Source organism: Streptomyces regalis, assembly GCF_001509475.1.
In the GTDB taxonomy this organism is placed as follows: domain Bacteria; phylum Actinomycetota; class Actinomycetes; order Streptomycetales; family Streptomycetaceae; genus Streptomyces; species Streptomyces regalis.
In genome coordinates this window covers 12,836-30,812 of the sequence record NZ_LLZG01000010.1, presented here as the reverse complement: position 1 = coordinate 30,812, position 17,977 = coordinate 12,836, and the positions used below count along the sequence as shown (strand labels likewise).

General features: G+C 69.2%; 16 protein-coding genes and 1 tRNA gene. 10 read left to right on the top strand and 7 right to left on the bottom strand.

Going from position 1 to position 17,977, the window contains the following annotated elements; genetic code table 11:
* Positions 1 to 329: 329 nt before the first annotated feature.
* Both ADL12_RS03230 and aceE read right to left on the bottom strand, forming a co-directional pair.
* The gene (locus ADL12_RS03230) at positions 330 to 1,079 is read right to left on the bottom strand and encodes a potassium channel family protein (RefSeq protein ID WP_062698236.1); all 750 of its coding nucleotides are present in this window, start codon (positions 1,077 to 1,079) and stop codon (positions 330 to 332) included.
* Positions 1,080 to 1,168: 89 nt separating this feature from the next.
* The gene (gene aceE, locus ADL12_RS03225) at positions 1,169 to 3,916 is read right to left on the bottom strand and encodes a pyruvate dehydrogenase (acetyl-transferring), homodimeric type (RefSeq protein ID WP_062698234.1); all 2,748 of its coding nucleotides are present in this window, start codon (positions 3,914 to 3,916) and stop codon (positions 1,169 to 1,171) included.
* Between the two features lie 354 nt (positions 3,917 to 4,270).
* Here aceE and ADL12_RS03220 point away from each other — a divergent pair, with 354 nt between their 5' ends.
* The 6 genes from ADL12_RS03220 (at position 4,271) to ADL12_RS03195 (ending at position 8,814) form a co-directional block, all read left to right on the top strand.
* The gene (locus ADL12_RS03220) at positions 4,271 to 4,705 is read left to right on the top strand and encodes a DUF3052 domain-containing protein (protein ID WP_062698233.1); all 435 of its coding nucleotides are present in this window, start codon (positions 4,271 to 4,273) and stop codon (positions 4,703 to 4,705) included.
* Between the two features lie 121 nt (positions 4,706 to 4,826).
* Positions 4,827 to 5,285 carry a peroxiredoxin gene (locus ADL12_RS03215; protein WP_062698231.1) on the top strand — a complete coding sequence of 153 codons (459 nt, stop codon included), beginning with the start codon at positions 4,827 to 4,829 and terminating at the stop codon, positions 5,283 to 5,285.
* Between the two features lie 140 nt (positions 5,286 to 5,425).
* A complete protein-coding gene (locus ADL12_RS03210; protein ID WP_030054588.1) occupies positions 5,426 to 6,001 on the top strand; it encodes a TerD family protein in 576 nt (191 codons plus the stop codon).
* Positions 6,002 to 6,123: 122 nt separating this feature from the next.
* Positions 6,124 to 6,699 (top strand): TerD family protein, encoded by a 576-nt coding sequence (locus ADL12_RS03205; protein WP_062698229.1) that lies wholly within the window; start codon positions 6,124 to 6,126, stop codon positions 6,697 to 6,699.
* A 125-nt stretch (positions 6,700 to 6,824) separates the two neighbouring features.
* A complete protein-coding gene (locus ADL12_RS03200) occupies positions 6,825 to 7,973 on the top strand; it encodes a DUF475 domain-containing protein (RefSeq protein ID WP_062698227.1) in 1,149 nt (382 codons plus the stop codon).
* Positions 7,974 to 8,076: 103 nt separating this feature from the next.
* Positions 8,077 to 8,814, top strand: coding sequence for a TerD family protein (locus ADL12_RS03195; protein WP_062698224.1), 738 nt, complete (start codon positions 8,077 to 8,079; stop codon positions 8,812 to 8,814).
* 170 nt (positions 8,815 to 8,984) lie between these two features.
* On the opposite strand, the gene ADL12_RS03190 is transcribed toward ADL12_RS03195, so the two are convergent.
* Positions 8,985 to 9,794 (bottom strand): TerD family protein, encoded by an 810-nt coding sequence (locus tag ADL12_RS03190; RefSeq protein WP_062698222.1) that lies wholly within the window; start codon positions 9,792 to 9,794, stop codon positions 8,985 to 8,987.
* A gap of 186 nt (positions 9,795 to 9,980) precedes the next feature.
* On the opposite strand from ADL12_RS03190, the gene ADL12_RS03185 reads away from it, so the two are divergent.
* The 3 genes from ADL12_RS03185 to ADL12_RS03175 are packed head-to-tail and all read left to right on the top strand — an operon-like array spanning position 9,981 to position 14,671.
* Positions 9,981 to 11,150 carry an HpcH/HpaI aldolase/citrate lyase family protein gene (locus ADL12_RS03185; RefSeq protein ID WP_062698220.1) on the top strand — a complete coding sequence of 390 codons (1,170 nt, stop codon included), beginning with the start codon at positions 9,981 to 9,983 and terminating at the stop codon, positions 11,148 to 11,150.
* 54 nt (positions 11,151 to 11,204) lie between these two features.
* The gene (locus tag ADL12_RS03180; RefSeq protein WP_062698218.1) at positions 11,205 to 13,856 is read left to right on the top strand and encodes a phosphoribosyltransferase; all 2,652 of its coding nucleotides are present in this window, start codon (positions 11,205 to 11,207) and stop codon (positions 13,854 to 13,856) included.
* A complete protein-coding gene (locus ADL12_RS03175; RefSeq protein ID WP_062698217.1) occupies positions 13,856 to 14,671 on the top strand; it encodes an HAD family hydrolase in 816 nt (271 codons plus the stop codon). The genes ADL12_RS03180 and ADL12_RS03175 overlap by 1 nt, the downstream gene beginning before the upstream one ends.
* A 78-nt stretch (positions 14,672 to 14,749) precedes the next feature.
* On the opposite strand, the gene ADL12_RS49560 is transcribed toward ADL12_RS03175, so the two are convergent.
* The 3 genes from ADL12_RS49560 to ADL12_RS03165 all read right to left on the bottom strand — a co-directional run bounded on the left by ADL12_RS49560 (position 14,750) and on the right by ADL12_RS03165 (position 17,288).
* A complete protein-coding gene (locus ADL12_RS49560; RefSeq protein WP_079051810.1) occupies positions 14,750 to 14,968 on the bottom strand; it encodes an FmdB family zinc ribbon protein in 219 nt (72 codons plus the stop codon).
* Positions 14,969 to 14,986: 18 nt separating this feature from the next.
* Positions 14,987 to 16,417 (bottom strand): coiled-coil domain-containing protein, encoded by a 1,431-nt coding sequence (locus tag ADL12_RS03170; protein ID WP_062698215.1) that lies wholly within the window; start codon positions 16,415 to 16,417, stop codon positions 14,987 to 14,989.
* 73 nt (positions 16,418 to 16,490) lie between these two features.
* Positions 16,491 to 17,288, bottom strand: a complete 798-nt coding sequence (locus ADL12_RS03165; protein WP_062698213.1) for a DUF4097 family beta strand repeat-containing protein — start codon at positions 17,286 to 17,288, stop codon at positions 16,491 to 16,493.
* A gap of 219 nt (positions 17,289 to 17,507) precedes the next feature.
* On the opposite strand from ADL12_RS03165, the gene ADL12_RS03160 reads away from it, so the two are divergent.
* Positions 17,508 to 17,579: transfer RNA gene (locus ADL12_RS03160), tRNA-Val, on the top strand.
* 45 nt (positions 17,580 to 17,624) lie between these two features.
* On the opposite strand, the gene ADL12_RS03155 is transcribed toward ADL12_RS03160, so the two are convergent.
* A complete protein-coding gene (locus tag ADL12_RS03155; RefSeq protein ID WP_062698211.1) occupies positions 17,625 to 17,969 on the bottom strand; it encodes a hypothetical protein in 345 nt (114 codons plus the stop codon).
* Positions 17,970 to 17,977 lie beyond the last annotated feature (8 nt).

Sequence of the window (17,977 nt, the reverse complement as noted above, 5' to 3'; positions counted from 1 at the left end):
GAGTGAAGACGGCAATCTCCACTACGCCCGGAGGTCCATTCACGATCAACAACCGGTAGCAGGCGTGTCACCAACCTCCCGGCCGAGTACATCTAGCGCCAAAGAGCTCGGTGCCTTGGGTTTCGATGGCGGCTGCGGGTTGTGTGGGGCTGGTCGCGCCCACGCGGCGGAGCCGCATATCGACACAGCCCCGCGCCCCTTAGGGCGTTGCAGCCTACGTAGCCTGCGGGCAGTCGTGCCGCTGGGGCGGCTCCCGACCCAAAGAGAGGCGGCACCCCGCAAGCGCCGGGCTGCGCGACCCCCCTGCCCGCCCCCACCCCGGCAACCGGCTAACGCACCCGCTCGTCACCCACCGGTTCCCCCGACAGCGCAGCAACCTCCGCCCGCAAGGCCCGGACCTCCTCCGTGAGCAGCCGTATCGCCTCCGTCTGCCGCCGCTCCTCCACGTCGTCCATCTCGAACCGAGCGATGAACCACGCGGCGATGTTCGCGGTCACCACACCCAACAGGGCGATCCCCGAGAGCATCAGCCCCACCGCGAGCACCCGCCCCACGCCCGTGGTCGGCGCATGATCCCCGTACCCCACGGTCGTCATGGTCGTAAAGGACCACCACACCGCGTCACCCAGCGTCTTGATGTTCCCGTTCGGTGAGTCCCGCTCGACGGACAGCACGGCCAGCGAGCCGAACATCAGCAGCCCGACCACCGACCCGGCGACATAGGTGGTGAGCCGCACCTGCGAGGCCATCCGGGCGCGTTGCCCGACGAGCAGCAGCGTGGCCACGAGCCGCAGCAGCCGCAGCGGCTGGACCAGCGGCAGCACGACCGCGCAGAGATCCAACCAGTGGCTGCGTACGAACTGCCCCCGCCGCTCGGCGAGAGCGAGCCGGACGACGTAGTCCAGCGCGAACGCGCCCCACACCACCCACTCCACCGCGAGACAGGCGGAGACCACCTCATGGCTCGCGTCCGGCTCGACGATCGGCACGGCATAGGCCACGGCGAACGCCAGGGCCAGGGCGAACAGGGGCCGCTGGGTACGCCGTTCCCAACGCACTTGCGCGAGCGGTTGCTTCATGGCCGCATCGTAGGAAACGTGAAGGGGTGGTGTATCCCGCAGGTCACCCACGGGCACACCACCCCTTCGAGCTGTTGACGCCGGCGACGCTACGCGTCGCCTCCCGCGGCACCCGGATCCGCCGCCGACACATCGAGCAGCTGGTAACGGTCGATCGCCTGCTTCAGCACCGACCGGTCCACCTTGCCCTCCTTCGCCAGCTCGGTCAGCACCCCGACGACCACCGACTGCGCGTCGATGTGGAAGAACCGCCGCGCCGCACCGCGCGTGTCCGCGAACCCGAACCCGTCCGCACCCAGGGACTGGTACGTCCCCGGCACCCACCGGGAGATCTGGTCCGGCACCGACCGCATCCAGTCGGAGACGGCCACGAACGGCCCCTCGGCCCCGCTGAGCTTGCGCGTCACATACGGCACCCGCTGCTCCTCCTCCGGGTGCAGCAGGTTGTGCTCCTCGCACTCCACGGCCTCGCGCCGCAGCTCGTTCCAGGAGGTCGCCGACCAGACGTCGGCCTTGACGTTCCACTCCTCGGCGAGGATCTTCTGCGCCTCGATCGCCCAGGGGACGGCCACACCGGACGCGATGATCTGCGCGGGGATCGACCCCGCCGTGCCCTCGCTGAAGCGGTGGATGCCCTTGAGGATGCCCTCGACGTCCGCGTTCTCCGGCTCGGCCGGGTGCTGGATCGGCTCGTTGTAGACGGTGAGGTAGTAGAAGACGTCCTCGCCGTGCGGGTGCTCGGCGTCGCCGCCGTACATCCGCCGCAGACCGTCCTTGACGATGTGCGCGATCTCGAAGCCGAACGCCGGGTCGTACGCCACACAGCCCGGGTTGGTCGAGGCGAGCAGCTGCGAGTGGCCGTCGGCGTGCTGCAGGCCCTCACCGGTCAGCGTCGTACGGCCGGCCGTCGCGCCCAGCACGAAACCGCGCGCCAGCTGGTCCGACATCTGCCAGAACTGGTCACCGGTGCGCTGGAAACCGAACATCGAGTAGAAGACGTAGACCGGGATCAGCGGCTCGCCGTGCGTGGCGTACGCCGAACCCGCCGCGATCAGCGACGCCGTACAGCCCGCCTCGGAGATGCCGTCGTGCAGCATCTGGCCCTGCGGCGACTCCTTGTAGGCGAGCAGCAGGTCGCGGTCGACCGCCTCGTACTGCTGGCCGAGCGGGTTGTAGATCTTCGCGCTCGGGAAGAACGAGTCCATGCCGAACGTGCGGTACTCGTCCGGCGCGATCAGCACGAACCGCCTGCCGATCTCCTTGTCCCGCATGAGGTCCTTGAGCAGTCGTACGAACGCCATGGTCGTGGCGATCGACTGCTGACCGGAGCCCTTCTTCACGGTCGCGTACGTCTTGTCGTCCGGCAGTGCCAGCGGCTTGGACCGTACGACACGCGTCGGGACGTAACCGCCGAGGCCCTGGCGGCGGTCGTGCATGTACTGGATCTCTTCCGAGTCCCGGCCCGGGTGGTAGTACGGCGGGAGCCCGCTCTCCAGCTCCTTGTCGGAGATCGGCAGGTGCAGCCGGTCGCGGAAGCGCTTGAGGTCGTCGACCGTCAGCTTCTTCATCTGGTGCGTGGCGTTGCGGCCCTCGAAGTTGGGACCGAGCGTCCAGCCCTTGATCGTCTTGGCGAGGATCACCGTCGGCTGGCCCTTGTGCGCCCGGGCGGCCGAATAGGCGGCGAAGATCTTGCGGTGGTCGTGACCGCCGCGGCCCAGGTGCAGGATCTGGTCGTCGGTCATGCCCTCGACCATCGCGCGCAGCCGCTGGTCGTCGCCGAAGAAGTGGTCGCGGATGTAGCCGCCGGTCTCGGTGGCGTACGTCTGGAACTGGCCGTCCGGCGTGGTGTTCATCCGGTTGACCAGGATGCCGTCGCGGTCCTGCGCGAGCAGCGGGTCCCAGGTGCGGTCCCAGATCAGCTTGATGACGTTCCAGCCGGCGCCCCGGAAGATCGACTCCAGCTCCTGGATGACCTTGCCGTTGCCGCGCACCGGGCCGTCGAGCCGCTGCAGGTTGCAGTTGACGACGAACGTGAGATTGTCCAGGCCCTCACGGGCGGCGATGGACAGCTGGCCGAGCGACTCCGGCTCGTCCATCTCGCCGTCGCCCAGGAACGCCCACACATGCGACTTGGAGGTGTCGGCGATGCCGCGCGCCTCCATATAGCGGTTCATCCGCGCCTGGTAGATCGCGCCGATCGGGCCGAGGCCCATCGACACGGTCGGGAACTCCCAGAAGCCCGGCATCAGCCGCGGGTGCGGGTAGGAGGACAGCCCGTACGGCGCCTTCGACTTCTCCTGGCGGAAGGCGTCCAGGTTCTGCTCGCTCAGACGGTCCAGCAGGAACGCGCGCGCGTAGATGCCCGGAGAGGCGTGGCCCTGGAAGAAGACCTGGTCGCCGCCGTCGCCCTCGTCCTTGCCGCGGAAGAAGTGGTTGAAGCCCACGTCGTACAGCGAGGCGGAGGAGGCGAAGGTCGCGATGTGGCCGCCGACGCCGATGCCGGGGCGCTGGGCCCTGGACACCATGACCGCGGCGTTCCACCGGGTCGCGTTGAGGATCTTGCGCTCGATCTCCTCGTTGCCCGGGAAGAACGGCTCGTCCTTGGTGGCGATCGTGTTGACGTAGTCCGTGCTGCGCATCTCGGGCACGGCCACGCGCTTCTCGCGGGCCCGCTCGATCAGCCGCAGCATCAGATAGCGGGCCCGCTCCCGGCCGCGCTCGTCCACAGCGGCGTCGAGGGAGTCGAGCCACTCCTGGGTTTCCTCGGGGTCGAAGTCAGGAACCTGACTCGGAAGGCCGCCAATGATGATCGGGTTTCGATCGGATCCGGAAGCCACGCTGTTCCTTACCTGTCAGAGGGCCGTGTTTCTGGGTGTCTGCACCGCTCCCCATCGTGTACCTCGGGGCGCCAAACGTCATCTCTACTGCGAGGTAACCCGGTCCTGGTAACGGCGGAGTACCCGCTGATGGTTCCCAAACGCCCAAACGGGGGCGGATTGGCGTGCAGTACGTCACCTTGGGACGATGATGGGGTGCCTGGAGTTGCGGTGACACGTTCACGATCGTCACCGTTTCGGCGGTCTGAACGGCCGGGTACTTGCGCGATCCGTCCCGCCCGTGTGGACTACGGCCAATGCTTCGCGCACGCGCGTGGCTGAGTTATTTCCCAAGACATGATCAGGAGGCAACCCGTGAGCGCGACCGCGGACCACGCGGAGGAGCGGACCCTTGCCGAGAGGCTGGGGTTCCAGCCCGAGCAGGTGGTCCAGGAGATCGGCTACGACGACGACGTAGACCAGGAACTCCGCGAGGCCATTGAGTCAGTCACAGGCAGCGAGCTCGTGGACGAGGACTACGACGACGTTGCCGATGCCGCGGTGCTGTGGTTCCGCGACGAGGACGGCGACCTGACGGATGCGCTGGTGGACGCCACCACGTACATCGAAGAAGGCGGCGCGATCCTGCTGCTGACGCCGAAGACCGGCCGTGACGGCTACGTGGAGCCCAGCGACATCTCTGAAGCCGCGACCACGGCGGGTCTGTCGGCGTCCAAGAGCGTCAGCGTCGGCAAGGACTGGAGCGGCAGTCGGCTGGTGACGCCCAAGGCCGCAAAGACCAAGAAGTAAGACCGGTGGCGGTGCCGGGCCGGGCTGAGAAGCCCGGCCCGGCCTCCTGCACGGGCCTGGGTGGTCGCTGCATAGGGTGGGGTTCCACCCGAACAGCCCCACCGAAGGGACATCCACGACGATGGCGATCCAGGTCGGCGACAAGGCCCCCGACTTCGAGCTCAAGGACAACCACGGCGCCACCGTGAAGCTCTCCGACTTCCGTGGCTCCAAGAACGTCGTCCTGCTCTTCTACCCCTTCGCCTTCACCGGCGTGTGCACCGGCGAGCTGTGCGAGGTGCGCGACAACCTGCCGCAGTTCTCCGACCGCGACACCCAGGTGCTCGCCGTCTCCAACGACTCCATCCACACCCTGCGCGTCTTCGCCGAGCAGGAGGGCCTGGAGTACCCGCTGCTCAGCGACTTCTGGCCGCACGGCGAGGTCAGCCGCGCCTACGGCGTCTTCGCCGAGGACAAGGGCTGCGCGGTACGCGGCACCTTCGTCATCGACAAGGAGGGCGTCGTGCGCTGGACGGTCGTCAACGCGCTGCCGGACGCCCGTGACCTCAGCGAGTACGTCAAGGCACTCGACACCCTCTGATCCCGGCCTGATCCCGACACCCTGTGATTCTTCGGTATCAAGGCCTGCGGGGTACGGGAACCCGTCACTAGGATCGAGTCGTTGATCCGATATCACACGCACGGCGGGGCTCCCCGCCCCTGGAAACCAATGGAGGACTCGTGGGAGTCAGCCTCAGCAAGGGCGGCAACGTATCACTGAGCAAGGAGGCCCCGGGCCTCACTGCGGTCATCGTCGGTCTGGGGTGGGACGTCCGCACCACGACCGGCACCGACTTCGACCTGGACGCCAGCGCGCTGCTGCTGAACCCGGAGGGCAAGGTCGGCAGCGACGCGAACTTCGTCTTCTTCAACAACCTGAAGAGCTCCGACGGCTCGGTCGAGCACACCGGCGACAACCTCACCGGTGAGGGCGAGGGCGACGACGAGCAGATCAAGGTCAACCTCGCCGGCGTCCCGGCCGACGTCGAGAAGATCGTCTTCCCGGTCTCGATCTACGACGCCGAGAACCGTCAGCAGTCCTTCGGCCAGGTGCGCAACGCGTTCATCCGCGTCGTGAACCAGGCCGGCGGCGCCGAGATCGCGCGCTACGACCTCAGCGAGGACGCGTCCACCGAGACCGCGATGGTCTTCGGCGAGCTCTACCGGCACGGCGCGGAGTGGAAGTTCCGCGCCATCGGCCAGGGCTACGCCTCGGGCCTGCGCGGCATCGCGCAGGACTTCGGTGTGAACGTCTGAAGTCCCCATCCGAGGGGTGACCGTTCAGGACACCACTGGCTGAGTCCGGCGCCGCATTCGTTTGGGTGCGGCGCCGGATGCGCAGGACAACCAAAAAGCATCACGCGGGGAGGACCAGCAACATGGGCGTCACGCTCGCCAAGGGAGGAAACGTCTCCCTGTCCAAGGCCGCACCGAACCTCACTCAGGTGATGATCGGGCTCGGCTGGGACGCGCGCTCCACCACCGGAGCCCCCTTCGACCTCGACGCCAGCGCCCTGATGTGCACCGGCGGACGGGTCATGGGTGATGAGTGGTTCGTCTTCTACAACCAGCTCAAGAGTCCGGACGGCTCGGTGGAGCACACCGGGGACAACCTCACCGGCGAGGGCGACGGCGACGACGAGTCGCTCCTGATCGACCTCTCCAAGGTGCCGGCCCAGTGCGACAAGATCGTCTTCCCGGTCTCCATCCACATGGCCGACGAGCGTGGCCAGACATTCGGCCAGGTCAGCAATGCCTTCATCCGCGTCGTGAACCAGGCCGACGGCCAGGAGCTCGCCCGCTACGACCTGAGCGAGGACGCCTCCACCGAGACCGCGATGATCTTCGGCGAGGTGTACCGCTACCAGGGAGAGTGGAAGTTCCGGGCGGTGGGACAGGGGTACGCGTCGGGCCTGCGCGGCATCGCGCTGGACTTCGGGGTCAACGTCTCATAACGCGATATGAGCAAAAGTCGGGGCCCCGTGGGACGGGGAATGGGGCCGACTAGACTTCGGGTTCAAAAGTTCGTAAAGCCGAGTGCGGCGCTCGGGAGCCCCGTACACACAGGATTGGGTAGCCAGTGGTTCTGAAAACCTTCGGCTGGTCGTTCGCGGTCACCGCGCTCGGCCTGGTTGCAGCGGTCCTCTTCGGGGGGTGGACCGCCTTCGGCATCGTGGCGATCCTCTCCGTCCTCGAGATCTCGCTGTCGTTCGACAACGCGGTGGTCAACGCCGGGATCCTGAAGAAGATGAATGCCTTCTGGCAGAAGATCTTCCTCACCGTCGGCATCCTGATCGCCGTCTTCGGTATGCGACTGGTCTTCCCTGTCGTGATCGTCGCGATCAGCGCATCGCTCGGACCGATCGAGGCGGTCGACCTCGCGCTCAGCGACAAGGACCGCTACCAGGAGCTCGTCACCGACGCCCACCCGGCGATCGCCGCATTCGGTGGCATGTTCCTGCTGATGATCTTCCTGGACTTCATCTTCGAGGACCGGGACATCAAGTGGCTGGGCTGGCTGGAGCGCCCGCTGGCCAAGCTCGGCAAGGTCGACATGCTGTCGGTCTGCATCGCGCTGATCGTCCTGCTGATCTCGGCGCTGACCTTCGCGACCAACGCCCACCAGCACGGCGGCGCACACGTCGACAAGGCGGAGACGGTTCTGCTCTCCGGTATCGCGGGCCTGATCACTTACATGATCGTGGGTGGTCTCTCCGGCTACTTCGAGGACAAGCTCGAAGAGGAGGAGGAACGCGAACACGAGGAGGAGGAAGCTGCCGAGCGCGCCGGCAAGCCCCGCTCCGCGGTTGCCCTGGCCGGCAAGGCCGCCTTCTTCATGTTCCTCTACCTCGAGGTCCTGGACGCGTCCTTCTCCTTCGACGGTGTGATCGGCGCCTTCGCCATCACCAACGACATCGTCCTCATGGCGCTGGGTCTCGGCATCGGCGCGATGTACGTCCGTTCGCTGACCGTGTACCTGGTGCGTCAGGGCACCCTCGACGAGTACGTCTACCTGGAGCACGGCGCGCACTACGCGATCGGCGCGCTCGCCATGATCCTGCTGGTCACCATCCAGTACGAGATCCCCGAGCTCATCACCGGCTCGATCGGCGTGATCCTGATCGCCTGGTCCTTCTGGTCCTCCGTCCGCCGCAACCGCGCGCTGGCGGCCGCGGAGGGAAAAGCGGAGGCCTCGGACGAGAAGACTGAGGTCTCGTCCGGGGTGTGACACCCCTGCGGGTGAGGAACGCTCTCAGCGGGGCGGCCGGGCCTCCGGCCGCCCCGCTGGTTTTTCCAAGTGACGCAGGTCTTTCGTGGGACGTGGGGGCGGAATGGGCTTCTTGGACGGACTCTGGCGTGGCAGGGCGGCCGAGTTCGACTCGGGCAGCGCGTCGTCGAACTCGATCGAGCTGACGAAGCGGCACGACCGGGTCTCACTCACCAAGCAGGGCGCGGCGACCGGGCATCTGCGGATCAACCTGACGTGGCGGATGCGGACGTCCGACATCGGGGGCTCGCAGCGGGAGAGTCTGCTGCGGCATCCGTTCAAGGCGCTCAAGCCGCCGGAGGTGCTCGGGCACAGTCAGAGCATGGTCAACGTCGACCTGGACCTCGGGGCCCTGTATGAGCTGACCGACGGGACGAAGGGGGTCGTCCAGCCGCTGGGCGGGTTCCTCGGGGACGTCAACGCGCCGCCGTATGTGAAGCTCAGCGGGGACGACCGGTTCGGGTCGGCGTCCGGGGAGACGATCTACGTCAACCTCGATCACCGCGAGAGCATCAAGCGGTTGCTGGTCTTTGTGTACATCTATGACCAGACGCCGGCGTTCGACCGGACCCATGCGATCGTCACGCTCTATCCGAGCAACGGGCCCCGGATCGAGATAGGCCTCGATGAGCGGCATCCGCAGGCCCGGTCCTGTGCGGTGGTGATGATCGAGAACGTGAAGGGGGAGATCTGGGTTCGGCGTGAGGTGAAGTTCGTTTACGGGTTTCAGGCCGAGCTGGATCGGTTGTTCGGGTGGGGGTTGCAGTGGGGACGGGGCTACAAGACGAGGGCGGAACGCTGACGCTGGGTCTTGGCCGTTGTGCCTAAGAGCTCGGGGCTTTGTGTTGTGTTGCGGCTGCGGGTTGTGTGTGGCTTGTCGCTCCCCCACTCTCGGCTTCGCTCGAGCGGGGGGACCCCCATCGCGGCGGAGCCGCAAATCGATACAGCCCCGCGCCCCTTAAGGCGTTGCAGCTACCGCCCGATGAATTGTGGCCCCTGGGGTGGCAGGCGGAATTCCTGGCCCGGGGCTGCCGTCACCGGGGGCGGGTAGCCGTAGCCCGACTGGGCCGTGGCCGGCTGGCTGGTGGGCTGGGGGTAGCCGTAGGCCGGCTGGGTCGGCGGGGGCTGCTGGGGGTAGCCGTAGGCCGGCTGGGGTGGGACTACAGTCGTCGGCTGCTCGGGCGGTAGGGGCTGAGAGACCTCCGGCGCGGGGGCCGGCGCGGACTCATCCATCGCCTCCGACTCGTCCACCGAGATGCCGAAGTCCGTGGCCAGGCCCTTGAGACCGTCCGAATAGCCCTCGCCCAGGGCGCGGAACTTCCAGCCCTCCCCGCGGCGGTACAGCTCGCCGCAGATCAGGGCCGTCTCCGCGCCCGTCTCCGGCTTGACGTCGAAGTACGCCAGCGGATCGCCGTCGGCGGCCGCCGCGTCGTACAGCAGGATGCGCAGGTCCCGTACGCGGTCGAAGGCGACGCCGTCCGCCGAAGCGACGAGCAGAATCTGACCGACGCCGGCCTCGACACCGGCCAGATCTGTCTGGATCGTATCGGTGAGGCCCTCGGTGAGTCGCTTCTTGCCGAGTCGCCAGACCTGTCCGGAGGGGTGCCGGGGCTGGTTGTAGAAAACGAAGTCCTCGTCGGAGCGCACACGACCGTCGGGGCCGAGGAGGAGTGCCGAGGCGTCGACATCCGGGACCCCCTGCCCGGGCGTCCAGCGCAGCACGGCGCGTACCGTCGTGACTTCGAGCGGGACGTTCGACCCCTTCAACATCGCGTGCGTCATGCGGTCATCCTGCCCTCTCCGTCCTGGTCACGACAACGCGGGGGTACACAGGCCGTGTGCGCTCGTGTGTGTCCGCGTTACCAGAAATTCATGCCCTGCGGGAACCCCTGACATGGGTATCTACGTACTATTACCGGCCACCTGTGAACAGGTCACGGGGCCACTGAGCCACCACGGGGGAGCTCTATGCGTCATTTCGGGCACATCGCCCCGGAGGTGCGGCAGCGCCTCTTCCACCAGGAGCCGTGCGAGTTCTCCGCGGACTCCTCGGCACAGCTGCTCTCCGCGGCCCTGGGCGCCACGCTCTACAGTCCGGCCACGCGCCCGCGGCTCACCGACGACATCCTCAAGCAGACCGGGCGCGGCGTTGTCTCGATGGTGCTGTGCCTGGAGGATTCGATCGGCGACGAGGACGTGGCGGAGGGCGAGGAGAACCTCGTCCGGCAGTTCACCGACCTCGCGGAGCGCGACAGTGCGGCGGATCTGCCGCTGCTCTTCATCCGGGTCCGTACGCCCGAGCAGATCCCCGATCTCGTACGGCGGCTCGGTCCCGCCGTCCGGCTGCTGTCCGGATTCGTGCTGCCCAAGTTCACCGAAGAGCGCGGCATCCCCTTCCTGGAGGCCCTCGCGAGCGCCGAGGCGCACAGCGGGCGGCGGCTTTTCGCCATGCCCGTCCTCGAGTCGCCCGAGCTGATGTACCGGGAGTCGCGGGTGGAGACCCTGGAGGGCATCTTCCGTGCCGTCGACAAGTACCGGGAGCGGGTGCTCGCGCTGCGGCTGGGCGTCACCGACTTCTGCTCGTCGTACGGGCTGCGCCGCGCCCCGGACATGACCGCGTACGACGTCCAGATCGTCGCCTCCGTGATCGCCGACGTGGTGAACATGCTGGGGCGGGCCGACGGCACCGGGTTCACGGTGACCGGGCCGGTGTGGGAGTACTTCCGGGTGCAGGAGCGCATGTTCAAGCCGCAGCTGCGCCGCAGCCCCTTCCTGGAGGGGCAGGCCGAGGAACTGCGCGAGGCGCTCATCGAGCACGCCATGGACGGGCTGCTGCGCGAGATCGCGCAGGACCAGGCCAACGGCCTGCTCGGCAAGACCTGCATCCACCCCTCCCACGTACTGCCCGTGCACGCACTGTCCGTGGTCAGTCACGAGGAGTTCAGCGACGCCCAGGACATCCTGCGGCCCGAGCGCTGCGGTGGGGGTGTACTCAGGTCGCAGTACACGAACAAGATGAATGAGGTGAAGCCGCATCGCGCCTGGGCCGAGCGGACCATGCTGCGGGCCGAGGTGTTCGGCGTGGCCAATGAGGACATCGGCTTCGTGGAGCTGCTCGCCGCCGGAATTCCGGCCTGACCGGGCCGACCGGCTCCTACATCCGGCCGACCGGCTTCTATATCCAAGGGACGCATGAACAACGCAGTGAACAACGGGGTCTGGTCCGGGAGCTGGGTCGCCGAGCGGCTCGGAGTCCAGCTCGTGGGCGACGACGAGCTCACGCAGATGCTGGGGCTCGCCCTGCGCCGCAACCCCAAGCGGGCGCATCTGCTGGTCTCCCACGTGCTCGGCAAGCACGTACCGCAGTCACCGTCCGTGGTGTACGGCGCCGGCTTCGCCCTCGGCCGCCGGGTGCGGGATCTTCTGGGCGCCGACGAGGCCGCCAGGGCGGTCGTCCTCGGCTACGCGGAGACGGCGACGGGGCTTGGCCACTCCGTCGCCGACGGCATCGGCCTCGCGCCGTATCTGCACTCCACCCGCCGCCCGGTCGCCGGGGTCGCCCGGGCGGGCGGCTTCGAGGAGTCCCACTCCCACGCGACGTCCCATCTGCTGCTCCCGGAGGACCCGGCGCTGCTGGTCGGCGACGGGCCGCTGGTGCTGGTCGACGACGAGTTCTCGACGGGGAACACGGTGTTGAACACCGTTCGGGATCTTCACTCGCGGTATCCGCGGCGGCGGTATGTGGTGGTTGCGCTGGTGGATATGCGGTCGGCGGCTGATGCGGGGCGGCTGGAGGAGTTCGCGCGGGAGATCGGCGCGCGGGTGGATCTGGTGGCCGCCGCTTCGGGGACGGTGCGGTTGCCGGAGGGGGTGCTGGAGAAGGGGCAGGAGTTGGTGGCGCGGTACGAGGCCGAGAGTGCCTCGGAGGGTGGTTCGTCGTCTGCGGCTTCGTTGGGGCTGGTCGCGCCCCGCGGCGGAGCCGCATATCGACACAGCCCCGCGCCCCCAAGCAGCGGCGTTGCCGTCGAAGTCGGCCGGGAGGGCAACCCCCCAGGGGCGCGGGGCTGTGTTGAATCTGCGGCTACCGCCGCGCGGGCGCGACCAGCCCCCACCGGCCCGCACCCGGACGACAACCGCACCCACCCCCACCTCACCCGCATAGACCTGCACTGGCCCCCCGGCCTCCCCGACGGCGGCCGTCACGGCTTCACCCCCGCGCACCGCACCCGCCTCGAAAACGCCCTCCCCACCATGACCGCCCGCCTGGCAGAGGCACTCCCGGCCGACGCGCGGAGCGTCCTCGTCCTCGGCTTCGAAGAGCTGATGTACGCCCCGCTCAGGCTCGCCCGTGAGCTGGAGCAGGTCGTCGACGCCGAGGTGCGCTACTCCACCACCACCCGCTCACCCGTCCTCGCCGTCGACGACCCCGGCTATGCGATACGCACCCGCCTCGTCTTCCCGGCCCACGACGACCCGGACGACGGCCCCGGCGAGCGCTACGCGTACAACGTCGCGGGCGCCGGCTTCGACGCCGTCATAGCCGTCGTCGACTCGGCCGCCGACACCCCCGAACTGCACGCGCCCGAGGGACTGTTGGCGCAGCTCGCCGCCCACACCCCGCACGTCCTGCTCGCGGTGGTGCCGTCGTACGTCCCCGGCCCCCTGGCCATTCCCGAAAGGCACCCGATGCTGCCCGAGCCCCTCCGCGGCCCCGCCTTCTCCTCGTACGCCCCCGAGGAGGTCGGCTGGCTGCTGCAGGACCTCTCGGACGTGACGCTGGAGGCGCCGACCGAGGAGCGGGAGGAGGCCATCCAGAGCGGCGGCGCGCACTACGCCGAGTCGCTGCCGGTGGAGTACCAGCCGAGCGAGCAGTACCAGGCGCTGTTCCACGCGGCGCTGGAGGAGTCGGCGGCGCGGCTGGCGCAGGCGGCCGGCGCGGTCACCGAGATCGTCCTCGCCGAGCGGTCGCCGCGGCCGGTGCTCGTCTCGCTCGCCCGCGCCGGCACCCCCGTAGGCATACTCATGCGCCGCTGGGCGCAGTTCCGGCACGGCCTCGAACTGCCGCACTACGCCGTCTCGATCGTCCGCGGCCGCGGCATCGACGCCAACGCGCTGCGCTGGCTGGCCGCCCACCACGACCCGCGGGACGTCGTCTTCGTCGACGGCTGGACCGGCAAGGGCGCCATCACCCGCGAACTCGCCGTGGCCCTGGAGGAGTTCGAGAAGTCCGACGGCATCACCGGCTTCGACCCGGAGATCGCCGTACTGGCCGACCCGGGCTCGTGCGTGCGGACGTACGGCACCCGCGACGACTACCTCATCCCGTCCGCGTGCCTCAACTCGACCGTGTCCGGCCTGATTTCGCGCACCGTCCTGCGCGCCGACCTGGTCGGCCCGCACGACTACCACGGCGCGAAGTTCTACCGCGAACTCGCCGGCGCCGACGTCTCCGTGGCCTTCCTGGACGCCGTGTCCGCGCGCTTCCCGGAGGTCGTGGACGCGGTCGACGCGACGGCCAAGGAACTGCTCTCCGGCGACCGCGCGCCGACCTGGGAGGGCTGGGCGGCCGTCGAGCGCATCAGCGAGGAGTACGGCATCCACGACGTGAACCTCGTCAAGCCGGGCGTCGGCGAGACCACGCGGGTGCTGCTGCGCCGCGTGCCCTGGAAGATCCTGGCGCGGGCCGGAGCCGGCGCCGACCTGGACCACGTACGTCTGCTGGCCGAACAGAGAGGGGTCCCGGTGGAAGAGGTCGCCGAACTGCCGTACACCTGCGTGGGGTTGATCCACCCCAAGTTCACGCGGGGCGCGACGGGCGCCGACGGCAAGGCGGTGAACGTCTGATGCCGGTTCTGGTGGCAAGCGACCTCGACCGCACGCTCATCTACTCCGCCGCGGCCCTCGCACTGACCATGCCGGACGCGCGGGCGCCCAGGCTGCTGTGCGTGGAGGTGCACGAGAGCAAGCCGCTGTCGTACATGACCGAGACGTCGGCCCAGCTGCTGACCGACCTCGGCGACGCGGCGGTCTTCGTGCCGACGACGACCCGGACCCGCAAGCAGTACCAGCGCATCAACCTGCCGGGCCCGGCACCCACGTACGCGATCTGCGCCAACGGCGGCCATCTGCTGGTCGACGGCGTCTCCGACCCCGACTGGCACGCACAGGTCACGGCCCGGCTCGCCGAGCAGTGCGCGCCGCTCGCGGAGGTCCAGGACCACCTCATGGCGACGGCGTCCCCGGCGTGGGTGCGCAAGCACCGCATCGCCGAGGACCTCTTCGCCTACCTGGTCGTCGAGCGCGAGCTGCTGCCCGAGGAGTGGGTCAAGGAACTCGCGGTGTGGGCGGAGAACCGCGGATGGACGGTGTCCTTGCAGGGCCGCAAGATCTACGCCGTCCCGAAGCCCCTCACCAAGAGCGCCGCCATGTACGAGGTGGCCCGGCGCACCGGCGCGGATCTGACACTGGCCGCCGGAGACTCCCTGCTGGACGCCGACCTGCTGCTGGCCGCGGACCGGGGCTGGCGCCCGGGGCACGGTGAACTGGCCGACGCGGAGTGGACCGCTCCGGCGATCAGCGCGCTGCCCGAAAGAGGTGTGCTGGCGGGTGAGCGAATCCTGCGGGAGTTCTTGAAGGCAACCCGCACGACAACGCCCTAAGGGGCGCGGGGAACTGCGCGACAAGCCACGTCGACGCTGCACCCGCATGACGGCATCGTGCGGCACCCCCGTAGGCGACTAACCGCAACAGCCCCCGCCGCAACACCCACCGCCCCCGCCGCTCGCCTTGGGCGCTGCGGGGGCGCCGGCCGTGCCGCCGAAGGCCACCGTCGACAAAAGCTTCACGGTGTCGTCATGCCCCGCAGGGCACGCGGCGGGCGCGGACGACTCCGCCATCGGCCGGCTGAGTTCAAACGTGTCGCCGCAGCTGCGGCAGCGGTACTCATAGCGAGGCATATGCACAGGTTAGCCCCGTCAGTGCCCGCCCCCGCGCTCCTCACGGATCTGCGCGACCACCCCGGCCACCGCCTGCCGCACCCCCTCCGCCTCGGTCAGGAAGTGCCAGTAGTCCGGGTGACGCCCCTCCAGCGTGCCGATCGCCCGCTCCAGCCGGGCGACGGAGTCGTCCAGCGGGCGCGCGTGCCGCGGATCGGGCGTGTTGCGGCCCGCCATGGCCAGCCGCTGGGCGTCCCGGATCGCGAACCGCGTCCGGTCGATCTCCTGCTGCGGGTCCTTCTGCACGGCGTTCAGCCGGCGCAGCCGGTCACCGGCGGCGGACACCGACTCGTCGGTGCTGTTCAGCAGCGCCCGGACCGTGGACAGCAGCGCGGTGGCGTCCGGCCAGCGCTGCTCGTCGCGCGCGGCCTGCGCCTCCTTCAGCTTCAGCTCGGCCTGCCGTACGTTCTCCCCGGCCCGGTCCGGGACGCTCTGCAGGTCCTGCCAGCAGGCCGCCGTGAACCGCCGCCGCAACTCGCTCAGCACCGGCTCGACCTGCCCGGCACGGGTGGTGAGCGCCTGTGCGCGCGTCCGCAGCGACACGAGCCGGTGATCGATCTCGGCGGCCTTCTCCGGCAGCCGCTCGGCCTCCACCCGGACGGCCTCCGCCTCCCGCGCGACCCGCTCGGCACGCTCCAGCGTCTGCGGGACGCCGTGCTGCCCCGCGCCCTGGTTCAGCTTGGTCAGCTCCGGGGCGAGGGCCGCGAGCCGGGTGGCGAGGTTGTCCGCCTTCAGCCCCGATCCCCGTACGGCATCCAGGGCGTTCGAGGCGGCGAGCAGGCCCTGCCGGGCGCGCTCGACGGCCGGGGCGAGACGAGCCAGCTGGGTCTCGGCCTTGCCGAGCAGCGGCCCGAGCCCATCCGTGAACCGGTCCAGGTCCTGCTTGACCCGCCCCAGCTCGTCCTTGGCCTTCGCCAGCTCCGTACGGGCGCGGGCGGCGGCCGAGGCCTCCAGGTCGTCGCGGTCGAGGTCGTGGGCGTCGACGGCCTGGATGTACTGGTGGCTGGCCTCGTCGATACGCCGCCCGAGTGCCTCGAAGTCGGTGATCGCGCGGCGGGCGGCGGGGGAGTCGTCGACGGCCGTGATCGTCTCGATCGAGATCCGCAGGTCCCGCTGGGCGGTGTCCAGCTCGTAGAACGCGGCCGCCGCCGCATCCTTCGCGGCCTGCGCCTCGGCCCGCTGACTCTCGGCCCGCCCACCGAACCAGCGCCGCGTACCACCACCGGCGAAGGCGGCGGGCAGGGCGAGGACGGCCACGAGGGGGAGGGCGGAGACCAGGGTGAGGGTGTCGCGCAGGGCGTGGCGGGAGCCGCGCAGAACCTGACGTACGGGCTGCGAGACGTCACGCGCGGGATGTTCCTGCGCGCCCGGCACTGACGGCGAGTTCGGCTGCGGAGGTGTCGCCGTCACATCCCTCTCCCGTGCTGTCATTCACCCTGACCGGTTCATTCTCCCACCGGTTTAGGACGAACACACGGGCCGGTTAGTTCGCGGTTCGCACCGTGACTTTTCCGTCGCCGGTACGGGCGGAGACCACATGGGAGCTGGCGTCGTCCCGGGGCACGGACACATCCACCGAGCCGTCACCGGTCTCGGTCGACACGCGGTACGTCGCCCGAGGCAGCTCGATCGTCACCGAGCCGTCGCCGCTTCGGGTCTCCACCAGGTCCGGTACGGTGCCGAGTTCGAGCCGCACCGAGCCGTCACCGCTCTGCGCCTTCACCTGGCGCGAGGAGACGTCGGAGACGTGCATGGAGCCGTCGCCGGTCCTCAGGTCCAGCGGACCGCTGGAGTCGGTGACCCGCACGGACCCGTCCCCCGTACGAATGCTCAACGCATCCCGGAACCCGCGCGCCCGCACACTCCCGTCCCCGTCCTCGACCTTCACGGTGACCCCGCGCGGCACTTCGATCCGGTGCTTCGTCGAGCAGTTGGCGATCATGCCCGAGCACTTCTCCCGCAGCACCAGCCGGTCGTCCTCCATCGCCCAGGTCACCTTGGGGTCCGAGCCGACCGCGACGGACCCCTCGAACCACCGCGTGACCTCGACCGTGCCCGCCTTGTTCCCTTCAGCGGCGACGATCTCCAACGCCGAGTCGTCGGAGTCGACGGTCAGCGTCCTTCCCTCCAGCGCGAAGGACCGGTGCTCGGGGTCCTTGTCATCCCCCGCGGAGGCCCCGCACGCGGTCACCCCGGCAAGAAGCACCACGACGGCCCCGGCGACAGCGTAGGCACGGGCGGCGCGGGCGGCGCGGACGGGAACGGGAACGGTACGGGCCATGACGATCTCCCCCTGAGACTTCCCTGGACCCGCCTTTGCGGCCGGCCCGGGGTTACGACGGTGCTTCGACCGTACGGACCCCGGGCCCGCCGCGGGATCCGGGTCACTCCCGGATCCGGGGTGGGGATATCCCCAGGGGGTCCCCGGACTTCCCGGACAGTCCGCGATACGGGTTTGCGGGACATGGCCCCTGGCAAGGTAGGCTGTCGACTCGTTCTCGGGTGCGTAGCTCAGGGGTAGAGCGCCTGCCTTACAAGCAGGATGTCGGCGGTTCGAAACCGTCCGCGCCCACAGCAGCAGAGGGCCCCGCCGTTCACGGTCGGGGCCCTCTGCGTTTCAGTTCTCTTCCTCCGCCGGCGTCTCGTGGGCGTGCTTCAGCTTCGTGCGGGCGTCCATCCGTTCCGCCCCGGCGAGTTCCGACCAGAAGCGGTGGCCGCTGACGAACACGGCGAGTTCGTGCTCGCGGCGCCGCAGCTTCTCCACCTCGGCCTGCTCGTCCTCCGTCCAGCCGGGGGAGGCGGGGCGCTCGACCTTGCGCCAGCCGTTGTCGTCATTGAATCCGTCCAGGGGCACGACCGACCAGGGAAGCCGCTTCAGCAGGGCCGACAGCTCGGCCCGGACCTGATGCAGCTCCTCCTGACCGGCGAGGAGGTCACTCGGAAAGTCATAGGGCGTAGCCACGGGCCAAT